This is a genomic window from Pseudoalteromonas sp. AOP31-A2-14 (assembly GCF_052378035.1).
GTDB lineage: Bacteria > Pseudomonadota > Gammaproteobacteria > Enterobacterales > Alteromonadaceae > Pseudoalteromonas.
In genome coordinates, this window is sequence record NZ_JBQSXI010000001.1 from 2,611,757 (window position 1) to 2,628,199 (window position 16,443).

The following is a 16,443-nucleotide window of genomic DNA, read 5'->3' on the forward strand; positions in this document are numbered from 1 at the left end:
AACCTTATTGAACATGCAGGAGGCCAAATGGCCAATCACGTTTTACTTGATAATATTACCCACAAAGATTTAAAAGTGATCACCGCACGCGGCGCCCAATGGGGCGACGCCGTTAGTTGCACGACTATTTTTCCTTCTGAGTTTACTAAAGTGCAAGCTCAACAACCCATTGTATTTCGCAAACACCCACAAACAGGACAATTTGAAGCGTTAGCCTTATTTGGTTTTGAAAATAACGAAAACTTATTGCTCGATAAGCAAGGTAACTTAGCGTTAAATTACTTACCGCTAAGCATGCAGCGCCAACCCTTTTTAATTGGCCAACAAACCCAATACAACCAAGGTGTGCCTGAACAATCCTTAGTGGTGCATGTTGATTTAGACAGTCTACGTATTAATAAAGAGCAAGGTGAAGATATATTTTTAGAGCACGGCGGCAACACCGATTATTTAAATCATATTGCGCAAGTGCTCAATACCTTACACCTTGAAAACCAAGCCCTACCCGCTTTTTTTGAACAACTGTTAGCACTTAATTTAATTGAAGCATTTTCGATTGAATATCAACAACAAAATGGCGATAAAGTGACTGTGGGCGGCTTTTATACCATCAACCAGCAAACGTTAAATAGCCTAACAACTTCGCAACTACAAAACTTACAACAAAGCGGTTATTTACACGCAATTTATATGGCGGTTGCTTCACTTGAGCAAATCCCAATGTTGTTGAGAAAAAAGTGGCTACAGCAGTAATGCAAAGCTCTACTCTACAAATACACCAGCAAGTTAAAGAATGTCATCTTGATGATATTACCGACTTACCTGCTTTTTTGGCAAAGCAAGCCACACCGATTGTTATTAGAAATGTGTGCGCGCATTGGCCAATGGTCAAAAATGCAAAACAAAGTGATGCACAAGCACTGAGTTACTTAAAAAGCATTGCGAGCAGCTCTTCTATACGTGCGTTTTCAGCGCCAGCAAAAGAGCAAGGTCGTTACTTTTATAATACCAATATGAGTGGATTTAACTTTACACAGTATGCCAGTAACTTAAGCGAGCTACTAACAACATTAGAACATTTAATAACAACAGAAAATCCAGATTCACACTATATGGGATCAACTTCCTGTGATTATTGTGCACCTAAATTTACCACACAAAATCCATTACAAGTAACCTCCCATGATTGCTTAAAAAGTTTATGGGTGGGCAATCATAGCTGTATTTCAGCTCATTATGATAATGCCGACAACCTTGCCTGTGTTGCTGCGGGTAATCGTGAGTTTATTTTATTTCCCCCAGAGCAAGTAGATAACTTATACGTAGGTCCGTTGGAGTTTACTCCTGCAGGACAAGCAGTTAGTTTGGTAGACTTTGATAACCCTGATTTCAACCGCTTCCCTCGCTTTAAAAACGCCCTCAACAACGCGCTAATAGCAAAACTGCAACCAGGCGACTGCATATTTATCCCCGCCCTTTGGTGGCATCATGTAAGCGCACAAAGCCAATTTAATGTGTTGGTTAATTACTGGTGGCGACAAGCGCCAGATTATTTGGCAAACCCGTTTGATGCCATGTTACACAGCATGTTAGCGATTAAAGATTTGCCACAATCTCAGCGTAATAATTGGCAGCAATTTTTCGAACATTATGTATTCAGTGAAGACAAAGATTTAGGCGCACATATAGCAGAAAATGCGAAAGGAGTTTTAGGGGATATTGACGATCAAACAGCACGCAAAATTCGTCAATTATTGCTGCAAAAGCTCAACCGCTAATAGTTTTTTAATTGACTATATTTGAGTCAAAAGCCAGTTAATGTAGCGAGTTCGGCGATACATTAATTAGCTAAAGACTCAAAGTTATTTAAGTTAATATAATAGTTACTTAGATACACCTTCAATTTGCTGGGCAGTATCTTGATAGGTCGCGCAACCTTTGCCTGTTTTAGTATCTACAGAACATTGAAATACGCGTACATAATCCACCTGCATTTGCTTAGGAAAACCACTTTCATCCACGCCTTTTTCATTCACATTAGCAGGCCAATTGCCGCCAACTGCAAAGTTGAGTAATAAATGAAAATGCTTATCAAATGGGGCAAAACCGCCATTTTCGATAAAAGAGCCATTGGCTTGCGCTGAACTTGAGTACCATTGTTCGCTTTCAAATGTTGCATAATGCACATCATCTACATACCAACGCATTTCATCCTCTTGCCACTCAAGGGCATAAGTATGAAAGGTATCAGCTGGGTTTTGCTCTGCTGTAAAACTATAAGCTAATCCACTGTATACGTTTTCAGGTGCAGGACCGCCATAATGCAATGTGCCATGCACTCGGCTTTCAGGCGTGCCAACTGGCGCTGTTTTATCATCAGTCGGAACTTTTAAATTAACCGCTTCCATGATGTCAATTTCACCAGATGACGCCCAGCGACCATACTCCCAATCAGTAGGTAGCATCCAAACTGCAGGCCAAGCACCTTGTCCAGCGGGAAGTTTGGCGCGAATTTCAAACCGGCCATAACGCCAATCACCTTGACCTTTTGTACGTAAACGCGCTGATGTAAATGGTTGTGTGCCTTGTAGCTTTTTTTGCTCGTCACTAGTTACTTCATCGCTATTATGTAAAGGCCCAGTGTACTCACCTTTTAATGCAACAATGTGTAATAAGCCGTCCTTTAGGTAACTGTTTTGCTCGCGAGCGGTATAACATTGCTGCTCGTCATTACCGCCACCACGACAATTAACTTCGTGCTGCCATTTATTTAAGTCAATGCTGTTGGCATTAAATTCATCTTGCCAAACCAGCTGCCACCCTTTTCCTATACTCGCTTGAGTTGATGCAACTTGCTCGGCCTGTTGGCAGGCGCTTAATGCGCCGACCAACAATATTGTTGTAGTTACTTTTACTGACATGCTATTGCTGTGTTATCAGCACGCTCAGCGATAATGCTAAGCTTAGCAATTGATACCTGCCATGGCGCAGCGGTACTTAACTGCCAAGGTGAGAAAACCTGAGCTAAGTTAATCCCTTGCTCTGCAAAGCAACTTAAATCTATATTTAAAGTTTGCCATTCATCAGTGCGATTTAATTGCTCAGCTATATCTAACTTTCCTTGGCAATCATCACCACATTGCATACCAAGCCAAAGCGGCGCATTTGCGTGTTGATCCACTTTAATTTGCATTTGTAGTTGTCCTGACTTTTCAACATACGAACGTAAATCCGACGGAAATGCCGACATTAATCGCACAGCTGCTGACTCAGCTCCGCTGAAAGTAATTGCACGCGCATCTTCTTGTACGTCTTTATCAAACGTTTTAACACTTACAGCACCGACAGTTTCACGGCTGCTTGCCATGGTTTTTTGTTGCTCACCACTTTGCAACTCCAAGCTCCAAGGAGCTTTAACTGCGCGTTCAAATAACACTAAGTTTTTAAGCTTTTGTGATGACTCGCTTTTCTCTATCAGGTCATCATTAAGCGTATTGCTATCTGAGTAAGTTAAACCAAAACCATAAGGTAATAGTGGCGAGTAATCAGCGTCACCACGATTTTCGTTATCGACTGGATTATTAGGCCAAGAGAACGATAATTTACCTTTAAAGTCATGATTAACTGAGCCATCTGTATTGGCAAACAATACATCACTTATCGCATCACCTTCACTACCTGGAAGCCAAGTGGCAACAAATGCATCACTGGCATTAAGCTCTGCGTTTACCCACATTGGGCGACCACTAATAAATAATGACACTACCGGAATACCGGCATCTTTAAACTTACGTAAAAGAGCTAAGTTTGTTTTATTTCCACGTTGGTATTCAAGGTTATCTAAATCACCATTACCTTCAGCGTAAGGTTGTTCACCAAATACAACAATCGCTACATCTGGGCGTGCATCGAACTCACCCTTTAAGTCATATTGAACTTGTCCGCCCGCTTGCATTACAGTGTGTTCAATACCATCAAAAATAGACGTACCACCTGGGAAGTCGCTATTTTCGTTGCCTGTACCTTGCCATGTCACACTCCAACCACCTGACTGCATACCAATGTTATCGGCGCCAAGCCCTGCAACAAGTACATTTGCTTTTGGTGACAATGGAAGTAACTTTTGTTTATTTTTAAGTAACACCAGTGATTCTCGCACTGCTTGCTTAGCAACAGCACGATGCTCTTTACTGCCAATCACCTCTGTTTCACCTGACAAAGGACGCTTGGCTGGGCTTGGCTTATCAAATAATCCTGCTCGCATTTTTACGCGTAAAATACGCGTTACTGCATCATCAATACGCGACTTTGCAATTTCACCACTATTTACTTGAGCAATTACGTTTTCATACAATGGTTTCCACGCATCGGTTGGTACCATATATACGTCTAGGCCTGCATTAGCAGCTTGTGCACAATTGCCATTAGTGCACCCTTCAATTTGCCCGTGACCGTTCCAATCACCGACTACAAAACCATCAAAGCCCATTTTATTTTTTAGTACATCAGTCAGTAGGTACTTACTGCCATGAATTTTTTCACCATTCCAGCTATTAAACGATGCCATAACGGTTTGCGCACCAGCCCCTAAGCCTCCAACATAACCTTGTGCATGAATATTAAATAAGTCTGCTTCGCTATCAATATTATCACCTTGGTCGTCACCGCCCTGCGTACCACCATCACCTAAAAAGTGCTTAACAGTACTTATTACTCGCTTATCAGATAAAAAGTCTTTATCAACAGCTCCTTGCAAACCTTTTACAATTGCCGCTGAATAGTCTTTTACTATTTGTGGATCTTCTGAGTAACCTTCGTAGGTACGACCCCAGCGATCATCACGTACTACAGCAACTGTTGGGGCAAACACCCAATCAATACCGGTTACCATAACTTCTTGCGCGGTTGCAGCGGCTATTTTTTCAATCAGTGCAGGGTTGTTAGCTGCGCCTAAACCAATGTTATGAGGGAATAGAGTCGCGCCAATTACATTGTTATGACCATGTACAGCATCAGTCCCCCACATAGTTGGAATACGACTACCATCAAGCGAATCATCAATTGATGCTTGATACATTTTTTCGGCTAATTCGATCCAATCATCAGCTGTGGCATGTTTATCATTATTTGGAAATGCACCACCACCATTTAAGTAAGAACCAAAACCATATTTACGCATATCTTCAACAGTGATATCGCGAATTTCAGGTTGAATCATTTGCGCTACTTTTTGCTCAAGAGTCATACTTGCTACAAGCGCTGCTATTTTCGACTCCATAGCGGCATCATCTTTAATACCTGTTTGAATCGTTGGCCAAATTTCTTTGTCAGTCGACTTTTTATCTTGCGAATTCCCGAAGCCTGAACAGCCGTTCATCGCGATTGTTGCAATCATTAGCGCCGACAGTGTGAATGTTTTTTTTAAAATCATGTTATGCACCTAATTATTGATGGCGAGTTGAAGAAGATACTTTTGAGCCAAATAGCGCAAAGTAAGTAATATATAAATAACAACCAATAGGTAAAAGTAGCGCTAACTGCACACCTATATTGTCGGCCAGTACGCCTTGTAATAATGGAATAATCGCACCACCTACAATAGCTAAACATAAAATACCGGAACCTTGTGAGGTATATTTTCCAAGGCCTTGTAGCGCTAAACTGAAAATAGTCGGGAACATAATTGAATTGCATAAACCGACTAATAAAATAGCCCACATAGCAAGTATACCTTGGCCGGTCATGGCCACTAAAACAAGCACTACAGCTAATAAGCCATGGCACGCCAACACTTTACCGGCATTAAGCTTTTGCATCACTACTGCACCTATAAACCGGCCAATCATAGCGCCTGCAAAGTAATAGCTAATATAATGAGCTGCTTGTTGCTCAGTAAAACCGGCAATATTTTCAAGCGTTAAAAAGCCCACTAAAAAGCTACCAATTGCCACCTCTGCACCGACATAAACAAAGATCCCCACAGCCCCTAAAATTAGGTGGCGATACTGCCATACACTACCTAAATCAACAAACCCCTCAACATCCTGACTTTCAGCTTCAGAGTCTGTGGTTTTACCCAGTTTAGGGAGTTTTAAAAAAGCAAAAATAATCGCCATAATTAACAAACTCGCAGAAAGCATCAAATAAGGAAACTTAACTTGTTCTGCTGTTGCTTGGCTTACTTCGCTTAGGATTAACCAGCCACCAATAATGGGGGCAACCGTCGTACCCAGTGAGTTAAAAGCTTGGGTCATGGTTAAACGTGAAGAAGCCGTTTTTGCTGCGCCCAATACACTAACGTACGGATTCGCAGATACCTGCAAAATAGTTATTCCTGAAGCAAGTACAAATAAAGCAAACAAAAACAGTTCATAAACATGGGCATCAGCAGCGGGATAAAAAAGCGCACAACCAATGGCAGCAACCACTAATCCAACAACAATACCGTATTGATAACCTATCTTACTGACTAACTTACCGGCAGGAATAGACATCACAAAGTAGGCACCAAAAAAGCAAAACTGGATTAGCATTGCTTGGGTATAACTCAGTGAAAACATACCTTTGAGGTAAGGAATCAAAATATCGTTTAAACAGGTTATAAATCCCCACATAAAAAACAAGGTCGTCAATGACGCTAAAGCAAAGGTTTGCTTGGGTGTAGACTGTAGGCTTTGTGTTGCCGATACAGACGAAGAGATATGAGCCATAAATTTTCTCTTATTATTTATAGTTATCAGTAAATTACAACTTAAAAATTGTTTTTCATTAGAATTTCAAAGACAAATAGTAGTTGCAACATTTAATGTAAGCGCTTACATTTATATCATACAAATCAAATTTAGCAATTCATTTACAAAAACTTGTAAGCGCTTACATTGAAAGGTTATGTTGTGTTCAATTAAGTTGCTGCAAAAACTGTAAGTTAAAGGACAACTCAAATCGTGTTTAAATCTATATCTTTATTACCTGAATCCGCATTACTAAAACCACAGTTTACTTTTGGTGTTGCAACAGCTTCTTTTCAAATCGAAGGCGATCGGCACTCTCGCCTACCGTGTATTTGGGACACTTTTTGCAAACAACCAAATACAATTGATGATAATAGTAATGGTGATGTAGCCTGTAATCACGTTGAGCTTTGGCAGCAAGACGTAGAGATGATTGCTGATTTAGCTGTTGATGCGTATCGATTGTCTATTTCGTGGCCACGCGTTTTGCATCAAGATGGCACAGTTAATCAACAAGGAATCGGATTTTATCGCGATTTATTAACTGCATTAAAAGCACGTAATATTAAAACTTATGTCACCTTATATCACTGGGACTTACCACAGCACTTAGAAGATAACGGGGGCTGGCAAAACCGCGAAACAGCCTATGCTTTTGCAGCTTATACTGATTTGGTGAGTAAAGAACTTGTTGGATTAGTCGATTCATATGCGACTTTAAATGAACCGTTTTGTAGTGCTTATTTAGGTTACGAAATTGGTGTACATGCGCCTGGTATAAAAAGTCAAAAAGCAGGTCGACAAGCTGCGCACTATTTATTATTAGCTCATGGCCTTGCTATGCAAGTACTACGTAAAAACTGCCCTTTGATAGAGGCTGGGATTGTGCTTAACTTTAGCCCCGCTTACCCCCTAACTCCCGATGATACTCAAGCGGCACTATTGGCAGATCAATATCACAACCAGTGGTATATAAAAGCCGTCCTTGAAGGACAATACCCTGACTTACTAAATCAGCTGTCGTCAACAGTAAAGCCAGATATAAAACAAGGTGATATGGCAATTATTAGCCAACCGATCGACTTTATTGGTGTAAATTACTACACCCGTATACATTACCAAAATACTACTGATAATTGGTTTAGCGAAGTTGACTTAAAAAATATTGAAGTGACAGATATGGGATGGGAGGTATATCCTCAAGGGCTAACCGAATTACTTGTCTCTCTTGATAAGTTATACTCACTGCCAAAAGTATATGTAACAGAAAATGGCGCTGCAATGGCTGATACCTATGAAAACGGTCAAGTATTAGATTATCAACGCGTTAGCTATTATCACACTCACATTAATGCTGTTAGTGATGCCATTGATCAAGGTGTTAATGTGCAAGGTTATTTTGCTTGGAGCTTAATGGATAACTTTGAATGGGCGTACGGCTATAAAAAACGTTTTGGCCTTGTTTATGTGGACTACCAAAGCCAACAAAGAACATTAAAAGAAAGTGCCAAACAATATCGAGCACTATTAAAACATCGCCAAAAATAACAATAATGAGTGCCAACTTATGCTGACAAAAAAAGAAAAAATAGCCTATGGTTTAGGTGACACTGCAAGTAACATCATTTTTCAAACGGTGATGCTATTTTTAACTTTCTTCTATACCGATATATTTGGTATTTCTCCTGCAATTGTTGGCACTATGTTTTTAGTTGTGCGGGTTGTTGATGCTGTGACTGATCCATTAATGGGCGCCCTCACGGACAAAACAAGCACTAAATATGGCAGCTATCGCCCTTATCTTTTATGGCTAGCGGTACCGTTTGGTATCGTCAGTATAATTACTTTTACTACTCCCGACTTATCGTCAACAGGTAAAGTTGTCTACGCGTTTATAACTTACACTTTACTAATGCTGGTATACACAGCAATTAATATTCCTTATTCCGCTCTTGGTGGCGTGCTTAGCCGCGACCCAGCAGAAAGGGTATCCATTCAATCCTACCGTTTCGTATTTGGTATGTTTGGTGGGCTTATAGTTAGTAGCTGCACTTTGTCATTAGTAGACTGGCTTGGTGAAGGCGATAATGCACTAGGTTATCAGCTAACAATGGTAATTATGAGTGTATTAGGCGTGACGCTGTTTTTAATTTGTTTTTACTTTACCAAAGAACGCATCAGCAACCCTCCCAATAAGCAGCTAAATATTAAACAGCAAATGGCTACGCTTTGGCAAAATGGTCCTTTTAGGGTGCTGTGCGCCGCATCAGTAGTACTTTTAACCAGCATGGTACTGCGTACCACTTTAGCCATTTATTATGTGAAATATGTACTGGGTGAAGCTGATTTAGTTACACAATTCGTTACCCTTGGGATGATTGGCAATATTTTAGGCTGTGCCTGCGCGCAACCACTTAGCAAGCGTGTTGACAAAAAAACCGCCTATATTTATTTACAATACATATCGGCTGTTATTAGTTGCATTGCGTTTTGGTTACCAGGAGAAAACCTGTTTATCGCTTTTGGAGTTTACTTTTTATGGTGCTTTTTCACGCAAATGGCAACTCCTTTACTATGGGCTAAAATGGCTGACACTATTGATTACGGACAGTGGAAAACAGGCCAACGCTTAACGGGTTTAGTATACGCAAGCGTGGCGTTTTTTATAAAACTAGGCTTAGCACTTGGCGGCGCTATTGCGGGTTGGCTATTGGCATATTATGGCTACCAAGCAAATACCGAAATAAGCGAAGCCACTAAATCAGGAATTTTAACCTCATTTACTTTATTTCCAGCCATTGGTAGCGTGCTTGTAGCCTTGATCATGAAAAGGTATATTCTTGATAATAAAACTGTGCTGCAAATAGATGCTGAATTAGCCGCTAACAATAAAAAGGAATAATATGGCCACCATATACGAGGTGTCAAAGCTTGCCGGGGTTTCTCTTGCAACCGTATCAAGGGTAATGAATAACAACGCCAACGTGAGCGATAACACGCGCGAAAAAGTCACCACAGCGATGAATAAGCTTGGCTACCGCCCTAATTCGATAGCACAGTCGCTCGCATCAAACTGCTCAAATAGTGTGGGCCTATTAGTATCAAAGCTCGACGGCCCATTTTATGGTCCAATGATGAGCGGCATTGAAAATATATTTCGAAGTCATGGTAAACATGCCATCATTGCCGCAGGTCATAGTGATGCTGAGCGTGAGCAACAAGGTATTGAATTCTTGATCAGTCGTAATTGTGATGGCCTTATTTTGCATGTAGAAGCGGTAAGTGACGAATACCTGATTGCATTAAGTAAAGGTAAAATTCCTTTTCTATTACTAAACCGATATGTTCCTGATATTAGCGATCGTTGTATTATTTTAGATAACATTTATGGTGGTTACATTGCATGTAAACATATACTTGAGCAGGGCCATAAAGATATAGCTTATATCAGTGGACCACTTTGGAAAAAAGATGCCCAAGATCGTCTTTCAGGCCACAAACAAGCCTTAGCAGAATTTGAGCAAGAATTAAATTGTGAGTTGCTTTATCAAGGTGACTATACAGAATCAAGTGGCTATGAGGGCTTCAAGCAACTGCATAACGATAATAAAACATTTTCAGCACTTATTTGCGCCAATGATGAAATGGCAACAGGGGCAATGGTCAGCGCTCGAGAGCAAGGCATTGCCTTACCAGAGCAACTTTCGATTATGGGGTTTGATAATATATTTTTCACACGTCACGTATATCCGCCATTGACCACGATTAATTACCCTATAAATGATATGGGCACTATGGCAGCAAACTGGATGCTAAATGAACTGTATCAAAAAAACACCTTGCCACTGCAAACCTTATTTAAACCTGAGCTGGTGATCCGCAATTCAGTAATTGCTAACCCTCAATGAGTTGAGTTAGCAAGCTTAAATTTATTGGCTTGAGTAACACGTGCTCTATCTCTAGCTGCTTTATCTTTTGAGGATCTGGCTCTGCGCCACTGATAATAACAAGGTTTAGCGCTGGATGCTGACATTTTAATTGACTAGCCAAAGTTAAACCATCGCCATCAGGTAAATGCATATCAAGTAGTACTTTATCAAAGGTACTGTCGGTGTTTAATGTCTCTATACATTGCTCACAACTATTGACTATAACGGTTTCAACCGCAAGACTCTCGAGTAACAGCTGAGTAATTTGCGCCGCATCATGGTCATCCTCTAACAACAAAAAGCGTAAATTAGCAGCTGGAACCTCTGGTGTAGGGTGTGCAGGCTTTGTCTGCTGATGGTCGTCAAGGTAATTAGCTAAAGTTTGATACAGTAAATTAGAATCTACTGGCTTACCTATAACATCATCAAAACCAAGTGCTGATAGCTCATTATGTATCCCCTTCATGGTTGCGGCAGTAAGGGCAACTATGCCCCCTTTAAAACCTTGCTTTCTAAGCTCAATTGTTGCCTCTTTACCGCCCATTACAGGCATGTGAATATCAATAAAGATTAACTCATAAGGCGAGCCTTGCTGCTCTGCACAGCGAACTTTTTCAAGGGCTTGCTTGCCGTGCTCAGCATAGTCTACTTTTGCACCGGCAGAACTTATCATATGCCCCACTAAAACACGTAAATCTCTAAGGTCATCAACTACCAGTACACGACCACTGACTTTACAAGGTGCTGTTTTTTGCTGCATATTCGGCGTTAAATCAAGCTTTAATGGCTCTCTTTGCACACCATTAATATTGCCCGGGTGCACTGAAATAATAAACTCAGAGCCTTCACCCACAGTCGATTCTAAATCGATACTGCCGTGCATTCGCGTTAATAACTCTGAACATATAGCCAGCCCAAGCCCTGCACCACCGACTGAACGGGACTCAATATCTGCTATTTGTTCAAAGGGCTTAAAGATCAACTCTTGCTTTTCAGGGGCAATCCCCAAACCTGAATCTTTAATGCTGAAAAAGAGCATTTCTTGGTCGTTAACAAATTCAGTCCAAGCACGCACAACAATCTCACCTTGCTCGGTAAATTTTATTGCATTATTAATAATATTTATAAGGATTTGACGAAAGCGTGTTGCATCTAGATTAACCAATAGTGGCAATGACTGTAACGACTCAAAACGCAAACACAACCCTTTATCAAGTGCAGATACACGCATTAAGGTAAAAACATCAGCCATTAGACTGTCGAGATTTACTTCGCTGAAGTTAAGCTCAAGTTTGTCGGCCGCTATTTTAGATAAGTCGAGAACATCATTAAGTAAGCTCAGTAGGTGCTTTCCGTTACGATAAATCACCCCTAGCTCGTTGTTTGCGTGCTGATTAAACTCGCTTTGCAACAGCAGCTCGGTATAACCAAGTATTGAAGATAGCGGCGTGCGTAACTCATGGCTTAAGTGGGCTAAAAAGCGGTCTTTTGAACGGTTTTCAGCTTCCGCCTTTAAACGCTCAACACGCTCACCTTCGACATCTCGCCTTGCTAGAGCATAACGAATAGAGCGCGCGAAACGACTACTGCTCATTTCACTTTTAACTAAATAATCAACAGCTCCGGCATCAAGCGCTGCATTGTCAAGAGCTTCATTAGATTGCCCGGTAAGCATAATGATAGGACCATTGTAACCATTTTCAATTGCTTGCTTAAGTACCACTAAACCGTCGGATGCACCAAGGCGGTAGTCAAGCAGGCAAATGTCATGCTGGTTTTGACTTAATACTTCTACGGCTTTTATAGGGCAGCTGACCCACTCAACATCAAAATTGTGGGAGCTTAAGCTTTTAAGATAATCACAAGTAAGAATATAATCATCTTCATCATCTTCAACAAGTAGCAGCTTGGTTGCCCTATCTATCATTATTTCTCCTGCGATTAATCGTTAAAGCTACTAGGTAGCTCTACAAACTCAACCCAATATTTGCCCAGTGTTTTCATTAAATCAACTAAGCCATCAAAGGTAACAGGTTTTGTAATATACGAGGCTGCACCTAAGTTATATCCTTTAACCATATCTTCTTCCTGCTTAGATGTAGTTAAAATAACGACCGGGATACCTTTAAGGTTAGGGTTACCTTTAATTGCCTCTAAAGCTTCTCGACCATCCATCCTCGGCATATTTAAATCAAGTAAAATAAGTCCTGGGCGAGGTGAAGAATCGCGCTCTTCAAACTTGCCTTTACGCTCTAAATACTCAAGTAGCTCAACACCATCTTCAACAAAGTGAAGCTCGTTAAGAACGCGACTTTCTGCTAGCGCATCTTGAGTTAATAAACGGTCATCTTCATCATCGTCAGCCATTAAAATGGTGATTGGTTTTACTGTATTAAGTGGCATTACGCCTCCCCTTGCAATGTGAAAAGCTCTGCTTCCACAGGTAATTTAATTATGAAGGTTGCCCCTTCACCACTTTCACTTTGCGCCGTTATAGTTCCACCATGGCGTTCAACAATTCGACGACATACAGACAAGCCAATGCCTGTGCCTTTATATTGTGAGCGTCCGTGTAAACGCTGAAACGGTACGAAAATCTTATCTGTATACTCTTCTAAGAATCCAATGCCATTATCTGTAACTGTAATAACTTGCCATTCAATATCTGTATTATGAGTTTCACTAAATTCGCTCTGATGCTGATAATTAATACTGATCCGTGGTGCCACATCAGGGCGTCTAAACTTAACAGCATTTGAAAGTAAATTTAAAAAAAGCTGATGCATCTGGCTAGGATCAGCCTGAATAACCGGCATATCATCAATATCAACCTCAGTGTCAGATTCTTTAATTGCGATTTCTAAATCGCTTACAACCTCACTCAACACTTTACTCAAATCAATATCGATAAACTCTCTACCTCGCGTAGTGACCCGAGAAAACTCAAGTAAATCATTAATAAGGTTTGACATTCTTTGTGCTGCGCTTTTCATGCGGCCAATGTAATCAATACCTTTTTCGCCGAGTTCATCTTTAAACATAGTTTCAAGGCGATCGCTAAACGCTTGAATTTTCCTCAGAGGCTCTTGTAAGTCATGACTTGCTACAAACGCAAAGTCTTCGAGTTCTCGGTTTGAACGGCTTAATTCATCAGAGTAAATCATTAACTCTTGGGTCCGCTCAGAGACCTTGCTTGCAAGCATTTCATTTTGCTGCTCCAGCTCTGAACGGTAAATACTGGCATTACGTAAATTAATCCGCGTAAGTATAAACATGCCTATAATCAATAAAGCACTAGTAATTGCTGTTATTGCAAACGTAATTTTAGCATCCTTTTTTATTTCTGCTAATTTCACAAACTGACTAATCTTAAAGTTAAGTTCCCGCTCTTCAATTTGTCCAACAAGTGTTAGTATTTGCTCGTATAAATCACGTCCTTTGTGGGTTTCTAGTAAATAATGGGCACGTCTGTCTTCATCTGCCAAGGCTAAATCAGCAGTTTTAGTGAGTACAGCTACTTTGTCATCGACTAAAAAAAGCAAGCGAGCAATATCGTCAGCCTGCCCCTCAATAGATGAGCTGAGGCTTTTAACCAAGCTTACCTGAGATTTTAGTTGTAATATGGCCTCGTAATAAGGGGTTAAATAAGTTTTATCACCGGTGAGTAAATAACCACGCTGCCCTGACTCTGCTTGTACAACAGATAAATGTAACTTACTGATAGCTGTTGTGATCATGCTGGTGTTATCCAAGCTCTGCTGAGTCTTGGTTAAACTATTAATTATATTAACGGCTAAAAAGCTATTACCTACAATAATACACAATACAATACCGATAAAACTCGCCCATATAAGGTTCGCTTTGCCCTGCCATTTTTTCATTAAATGTCCTATTGTGAATCTGATATTTTTTGCAAGCTCTCGCTGCACTGTTGGCAGTTAGCAATTATTTTATCAAGCGCCACTAGCGCTTTGTCTTTTGGCATATCATTTTCAAGTACTAACTTAATAAGCTCAGCATTCATCGAGATACGGTTAAGTGGTGCACGCGCGTCATGTACTAATTTGTTAATCGGTTCATTACTACTCATACTGCCCTCTTTGTTTCTTTAATCTAGTGTCAGGCTTACTTGTATTCGCCAATCCCACCATAAGCATTTAAACGGTTATACAAGGTTTTTGTGCTTATCCCGAGCATTTGTGCTGCTAAGGTTTTATTACCTTGTACTTTATCTAAAGTCACGTGGATCAACTCTCTTTCAACCTCTTCGATGGTTTGCCCAGCACTGACTTTATTTTCTTCAGTCTGTAATTTATTGATACGTGAAAAAGGTGATTCTAAATTTTCAGGTAAGGTAATACTGCTTTCCTTTGGGTCACTCATAATAAAAGCACGGTGGATAGCATGTCGTAATTCGCGCACATTACCCGGCCAATCGTGGCTTTCCAATACTTTTAGCTGGATACTTTGCCAGCTATAGTTGGTACCATTTTCATCGTTAAGCTGGGTTAAAAATGCTTTAGCAAGTAACGAAATATCTTCTTTTCGGTCACGCAGTGCTGGAATCTCAATCGGGAAAACCGCCAAACGAAAATAAATATCTTCGCGAATAATATTATTTTGGGCAAGTTCGGTTAAAGAGCGGTTAGTCGCAGATATAACCCGGCAGTTTACCGGTTGTTCACGATTACCGCCTACCCGAGTTACTTTTTTACTCTCAAGTACACGCAGTAAATTTGGCTGCATATCGATAGGCATTTCGGTTACTTCATCTAAAAATAACGTACCGCCACCGGCTTGCTCAAACACCCCTTCTTTACGAGCTATAGCGCCAGTAAAAGCGCCTTTTTCATGGCCAAACAACTGACTTCCTATCAATTCTTTTGAAAATGCACCACAGTTAGTCGTAACTAAAGGGCCATCGCATTTACTCGCATTATGAATTGCCTGTGCTACAACTTCTTTACCCGAGCCACTTTCACCCATCAGCATTACATTGGCAGAAGTGGCCGCCACACGTTCAACCATAGTGTAAAGATCTTTCATTACTTGTGATTCACCAATAAGCGTATCAAAATGTTTAGTTACAGCAGGCTTCGAGACTTTTTTATCGCCGCTTTTTTTAGGCGATAAAACCAGTTCAATATCTTCGCGTTGTAATGGCTTAACTAAATGGCCAACATTAGGAGCGCACATCTCAGCTAATTTACCCTTAATAGAGGGGTGGCCAGAAATAAGCGTGATTTTGGGATTATGGATAGACTGCTGTAAGTGTTCAATTAAGTGTAAGCCACTGCCGTCGGGGAGCATGAAATCTAAAAAAACATGGTCAAAGGTATTATTCTCAAACCATTGCTGAGCTTCCGCCAAATTAGCAGCAGTACTAATGTTGTGCCCTAAAAACTCAATGATATGACAAACTACCTCGCTAAACTCAGCATCGTCATCAACTAAAAGTATGTTTAACATATAAAATTCCTGTGCTTTTTTCTTATTCTACGCTGCCGCATTTGCAAAATAAAGTAAATTAAACCTTAACGCATTATAATAACAGCTTATAAATTTTTAGCCGAAATAAATACTCCTCACAAGCTAAAAACCTCGACTAAATGTCTATTATTGCTTGCTATTTATTTAGGGGGTTACTTTTTGTTGCTCTATTTTCACTTATTATTTCAGCGATTAAGTCAGTAGAGTAAAGCAGGTGCAGTTATCGACAGCCTATGAGGCTATAAATCTCACACTGTGATTAAATACCTTCGTTTTACCCCCCTGAAAAATCA

At 40.4% G+C, this 16,443-nt stretch carries 13 protein-coding genes; 5 read left to right on the forward strand and 8 right to left on the reverse strand.

Annotation, left to right across the window (positions count from 1 at the left end; translation table 11 throughout):
• Window positions 1-27: 27 nt before the first annotated feature.
• Complete coding sequence (locus ACT3S9_RS12080; RefSeq protein ID WP_441836487.1) at window positions 28-753, forward strand: SapC family protein; 726 nt, start codon at window positions 28-30, stop codon at window positions 751-753.
• Window positions 738-1,778, forward strand: a complete 1,041-nt coding sequence (locus ACT3S9_RS12085; protein WP_441836488.1) for a cupin-like domain-containing protein — start codon at window positions 738-740, stop codon at window positions 1,776-1,778. Before ACT3S9_RS12080 ends, ACT3S9_RS12085 begins: the two co-directional genes overlap by 16 nt.
• 105 nt (window positions 1,779-1,883) lie before the next feature.
• Here the strand turns inward: ACT3S9_RS12085 and ACT3S9_RS12090 are convergent, their stop codons facing one another.
• The 3 genes from ACT3S9_RS12090 to ACT3S9_RS12100 are packed head-to-tail and all read right to left on the reverse strand — an operon-like array spanning window position 1,884 to window position 6,710.
• Window positions 1,884-2,921, reverse strand: a complete 1,038-nt coding sequence (locus tag ACT3S9_RS12090; protein WP_441836489.1) for a glycoside hydrolase family 16 protein — start codon at window positions 2,919-2,921, stop codon at window positions 1,884-1,886.
• Window positions 2,912-5,431, reverse strand: coding sequence for a glycoside hydrolase family 3 protein (locus ACT3S9_RS12095; RefSeq protein WP_441836490.1), 2,520 nt, complete (start codon window positions 5,429-5,431; stop codon window positions 2,912-2,914). The genes ACT3S9_RS12090 and ACT3S9_RS12095 overlap by 10 nt, the downstream gene beginning before the upstream one ends.
• A gap of 13 nt (window positions 5,432-5,444) precedes the next feature.
• Window positions 5,445-6,710, reverse strand: a complete 1,266-nt coding sequence (locus ACT3S9_RS12100; protein ID WP_441992932.1) for a sugar MFS transporter — start codon at window positions 6,708-6,710, stop codon at window positions 5,445-5,447.
• A gap of 234 nt (window positions 6,711-6,944) precedes the next feature.
• Between ACT3S9_RS12100 and ACT3S9_RS12105 the strand changes: the two genes are divergently transcribed.
• Genes ACT3S9_RS12105 through ACT3S9_RS12115 form a run of 3 tightly spaced genes read left to right on the forward strand, consistent with a single transcriptional unit; the run spans window position 6,945 to window position 10,639 of the window.
• A complete protein-coding gene (locus ACT3S9_RS12105; RefSeq protein ID WP_441833964.1) occupies window positions 6,945-8,279 on the forward strand; it encodes a GH1 family beta-glucosidase in 1,335 nt (444 codons plus the stop codon).
• Window positions 8,280-8,298: 19 nt separating this feature from the next.
• Window positions 8,299-9,633 carry a glycoside-pentoside-hexuronide (GPH):cation symporter gene (locus tag ACT3S9_RS12110; RefSeq protein ID WP_441833965.1) on the forward strand — a complete coding sequence of 445 codons (1,335 nt, stop codon included), beginning with the start codon at window positions 8,299-8,301 and terminating at the stop codon, window positions 9,631-9,633.
• A gap of 1 nt (window position 9,634) precedes the next feature.
• The gene (locus ACT3S9_RS12115; protein WP_441833966.1) at window positions 9,635-10,639 is read left to right on the forward strand and encodes a LacI family DNA-binding transcriptional regulator; all 1,005 of its coding nucleotides are present in this window, start codon (window positions 9,635-9,637) and stop codon (window positions 10,637-10,639) included.
• Here the strand turns inward: ACT3S9_RS12115 and ACT3S9_RS12120 are convergent.
• Genes ACT3S9_RS12120 through ACT3S9_RS12140 form a run of 5 tightly spaced genes read right to left on the reverse strand, consistent with a single transcriptional unit; the run spans window position 10,626 to window position 16,129 of the window.
• Window positions 10,626-12,587, reverse strand: a complete 1,962-nt coding sequence (locus tag ACT3S9_RS12120) for a response regulator (protein WP_441833967.1) — start codon at window positions 12,585-12,587, stop codon at window positions 10,626-10,628. The genes ACT3S9_RS12115 and ACT3S9_RS12120 overlap by 14 nt on opposite strands.
• Before the next feature lie 14 nt (window positions 12,588-12,601).
• Complete coding sequence (locus ACT3S9_RS12125; protein WP_441833968.1) at window positions 12,602-13,063, reverse strand: response regulator; 462 nt, start codon at window positions 13,061-13,063, stop codon at window positions 12,602-12,604.
• A complete protein-coding gene (locus ACT3S9_RS12130; RefSeq protein ID WP_441833969.1) occupies window positions 13,063-14,541 on the reverse strand; it encodes a sensor histidine kinase in 1,479 nt (492 codons plus the stop codon). Before ACT3S9_RS12130 ends, ACT3S9_RS12125 begins: the two co-directional genes overlap by 1 nt.
• An 8-nt stretch (window positions 14,542-14,549) precedes the next feature.
• The gene (locus tag ACT3S9_RS12135) at window positions 14,550-14,750 is read right to left on the reverse strand and encodes a histidine kinase (protein ID WP_441833970.1); all 201 of its coding nucleotides are present in this window, start codon (window positions 14,748-14,750) and stop codon (window positions 14,550-14,552) included.
• A gap of 35 nt (window positions 14,751-14,785) precedes the next feature.
• Window positions 14,786-16,129 carry a sigma-54-dependent transcriptional regulator gene (locus tag ACT3S9_RS12140; RefSeq protein ID WP_441833971.1) on the reverse strand — a complete coding sequence of 448 codons (1,344 nt, stop codon included), beginning with the start codon at window positions 16,127-16,129 and terminating at the stop codon, window positions 14,786-14,788.
• Window positions 16,130-16,443: the final 314 nt, after the last annotated feature.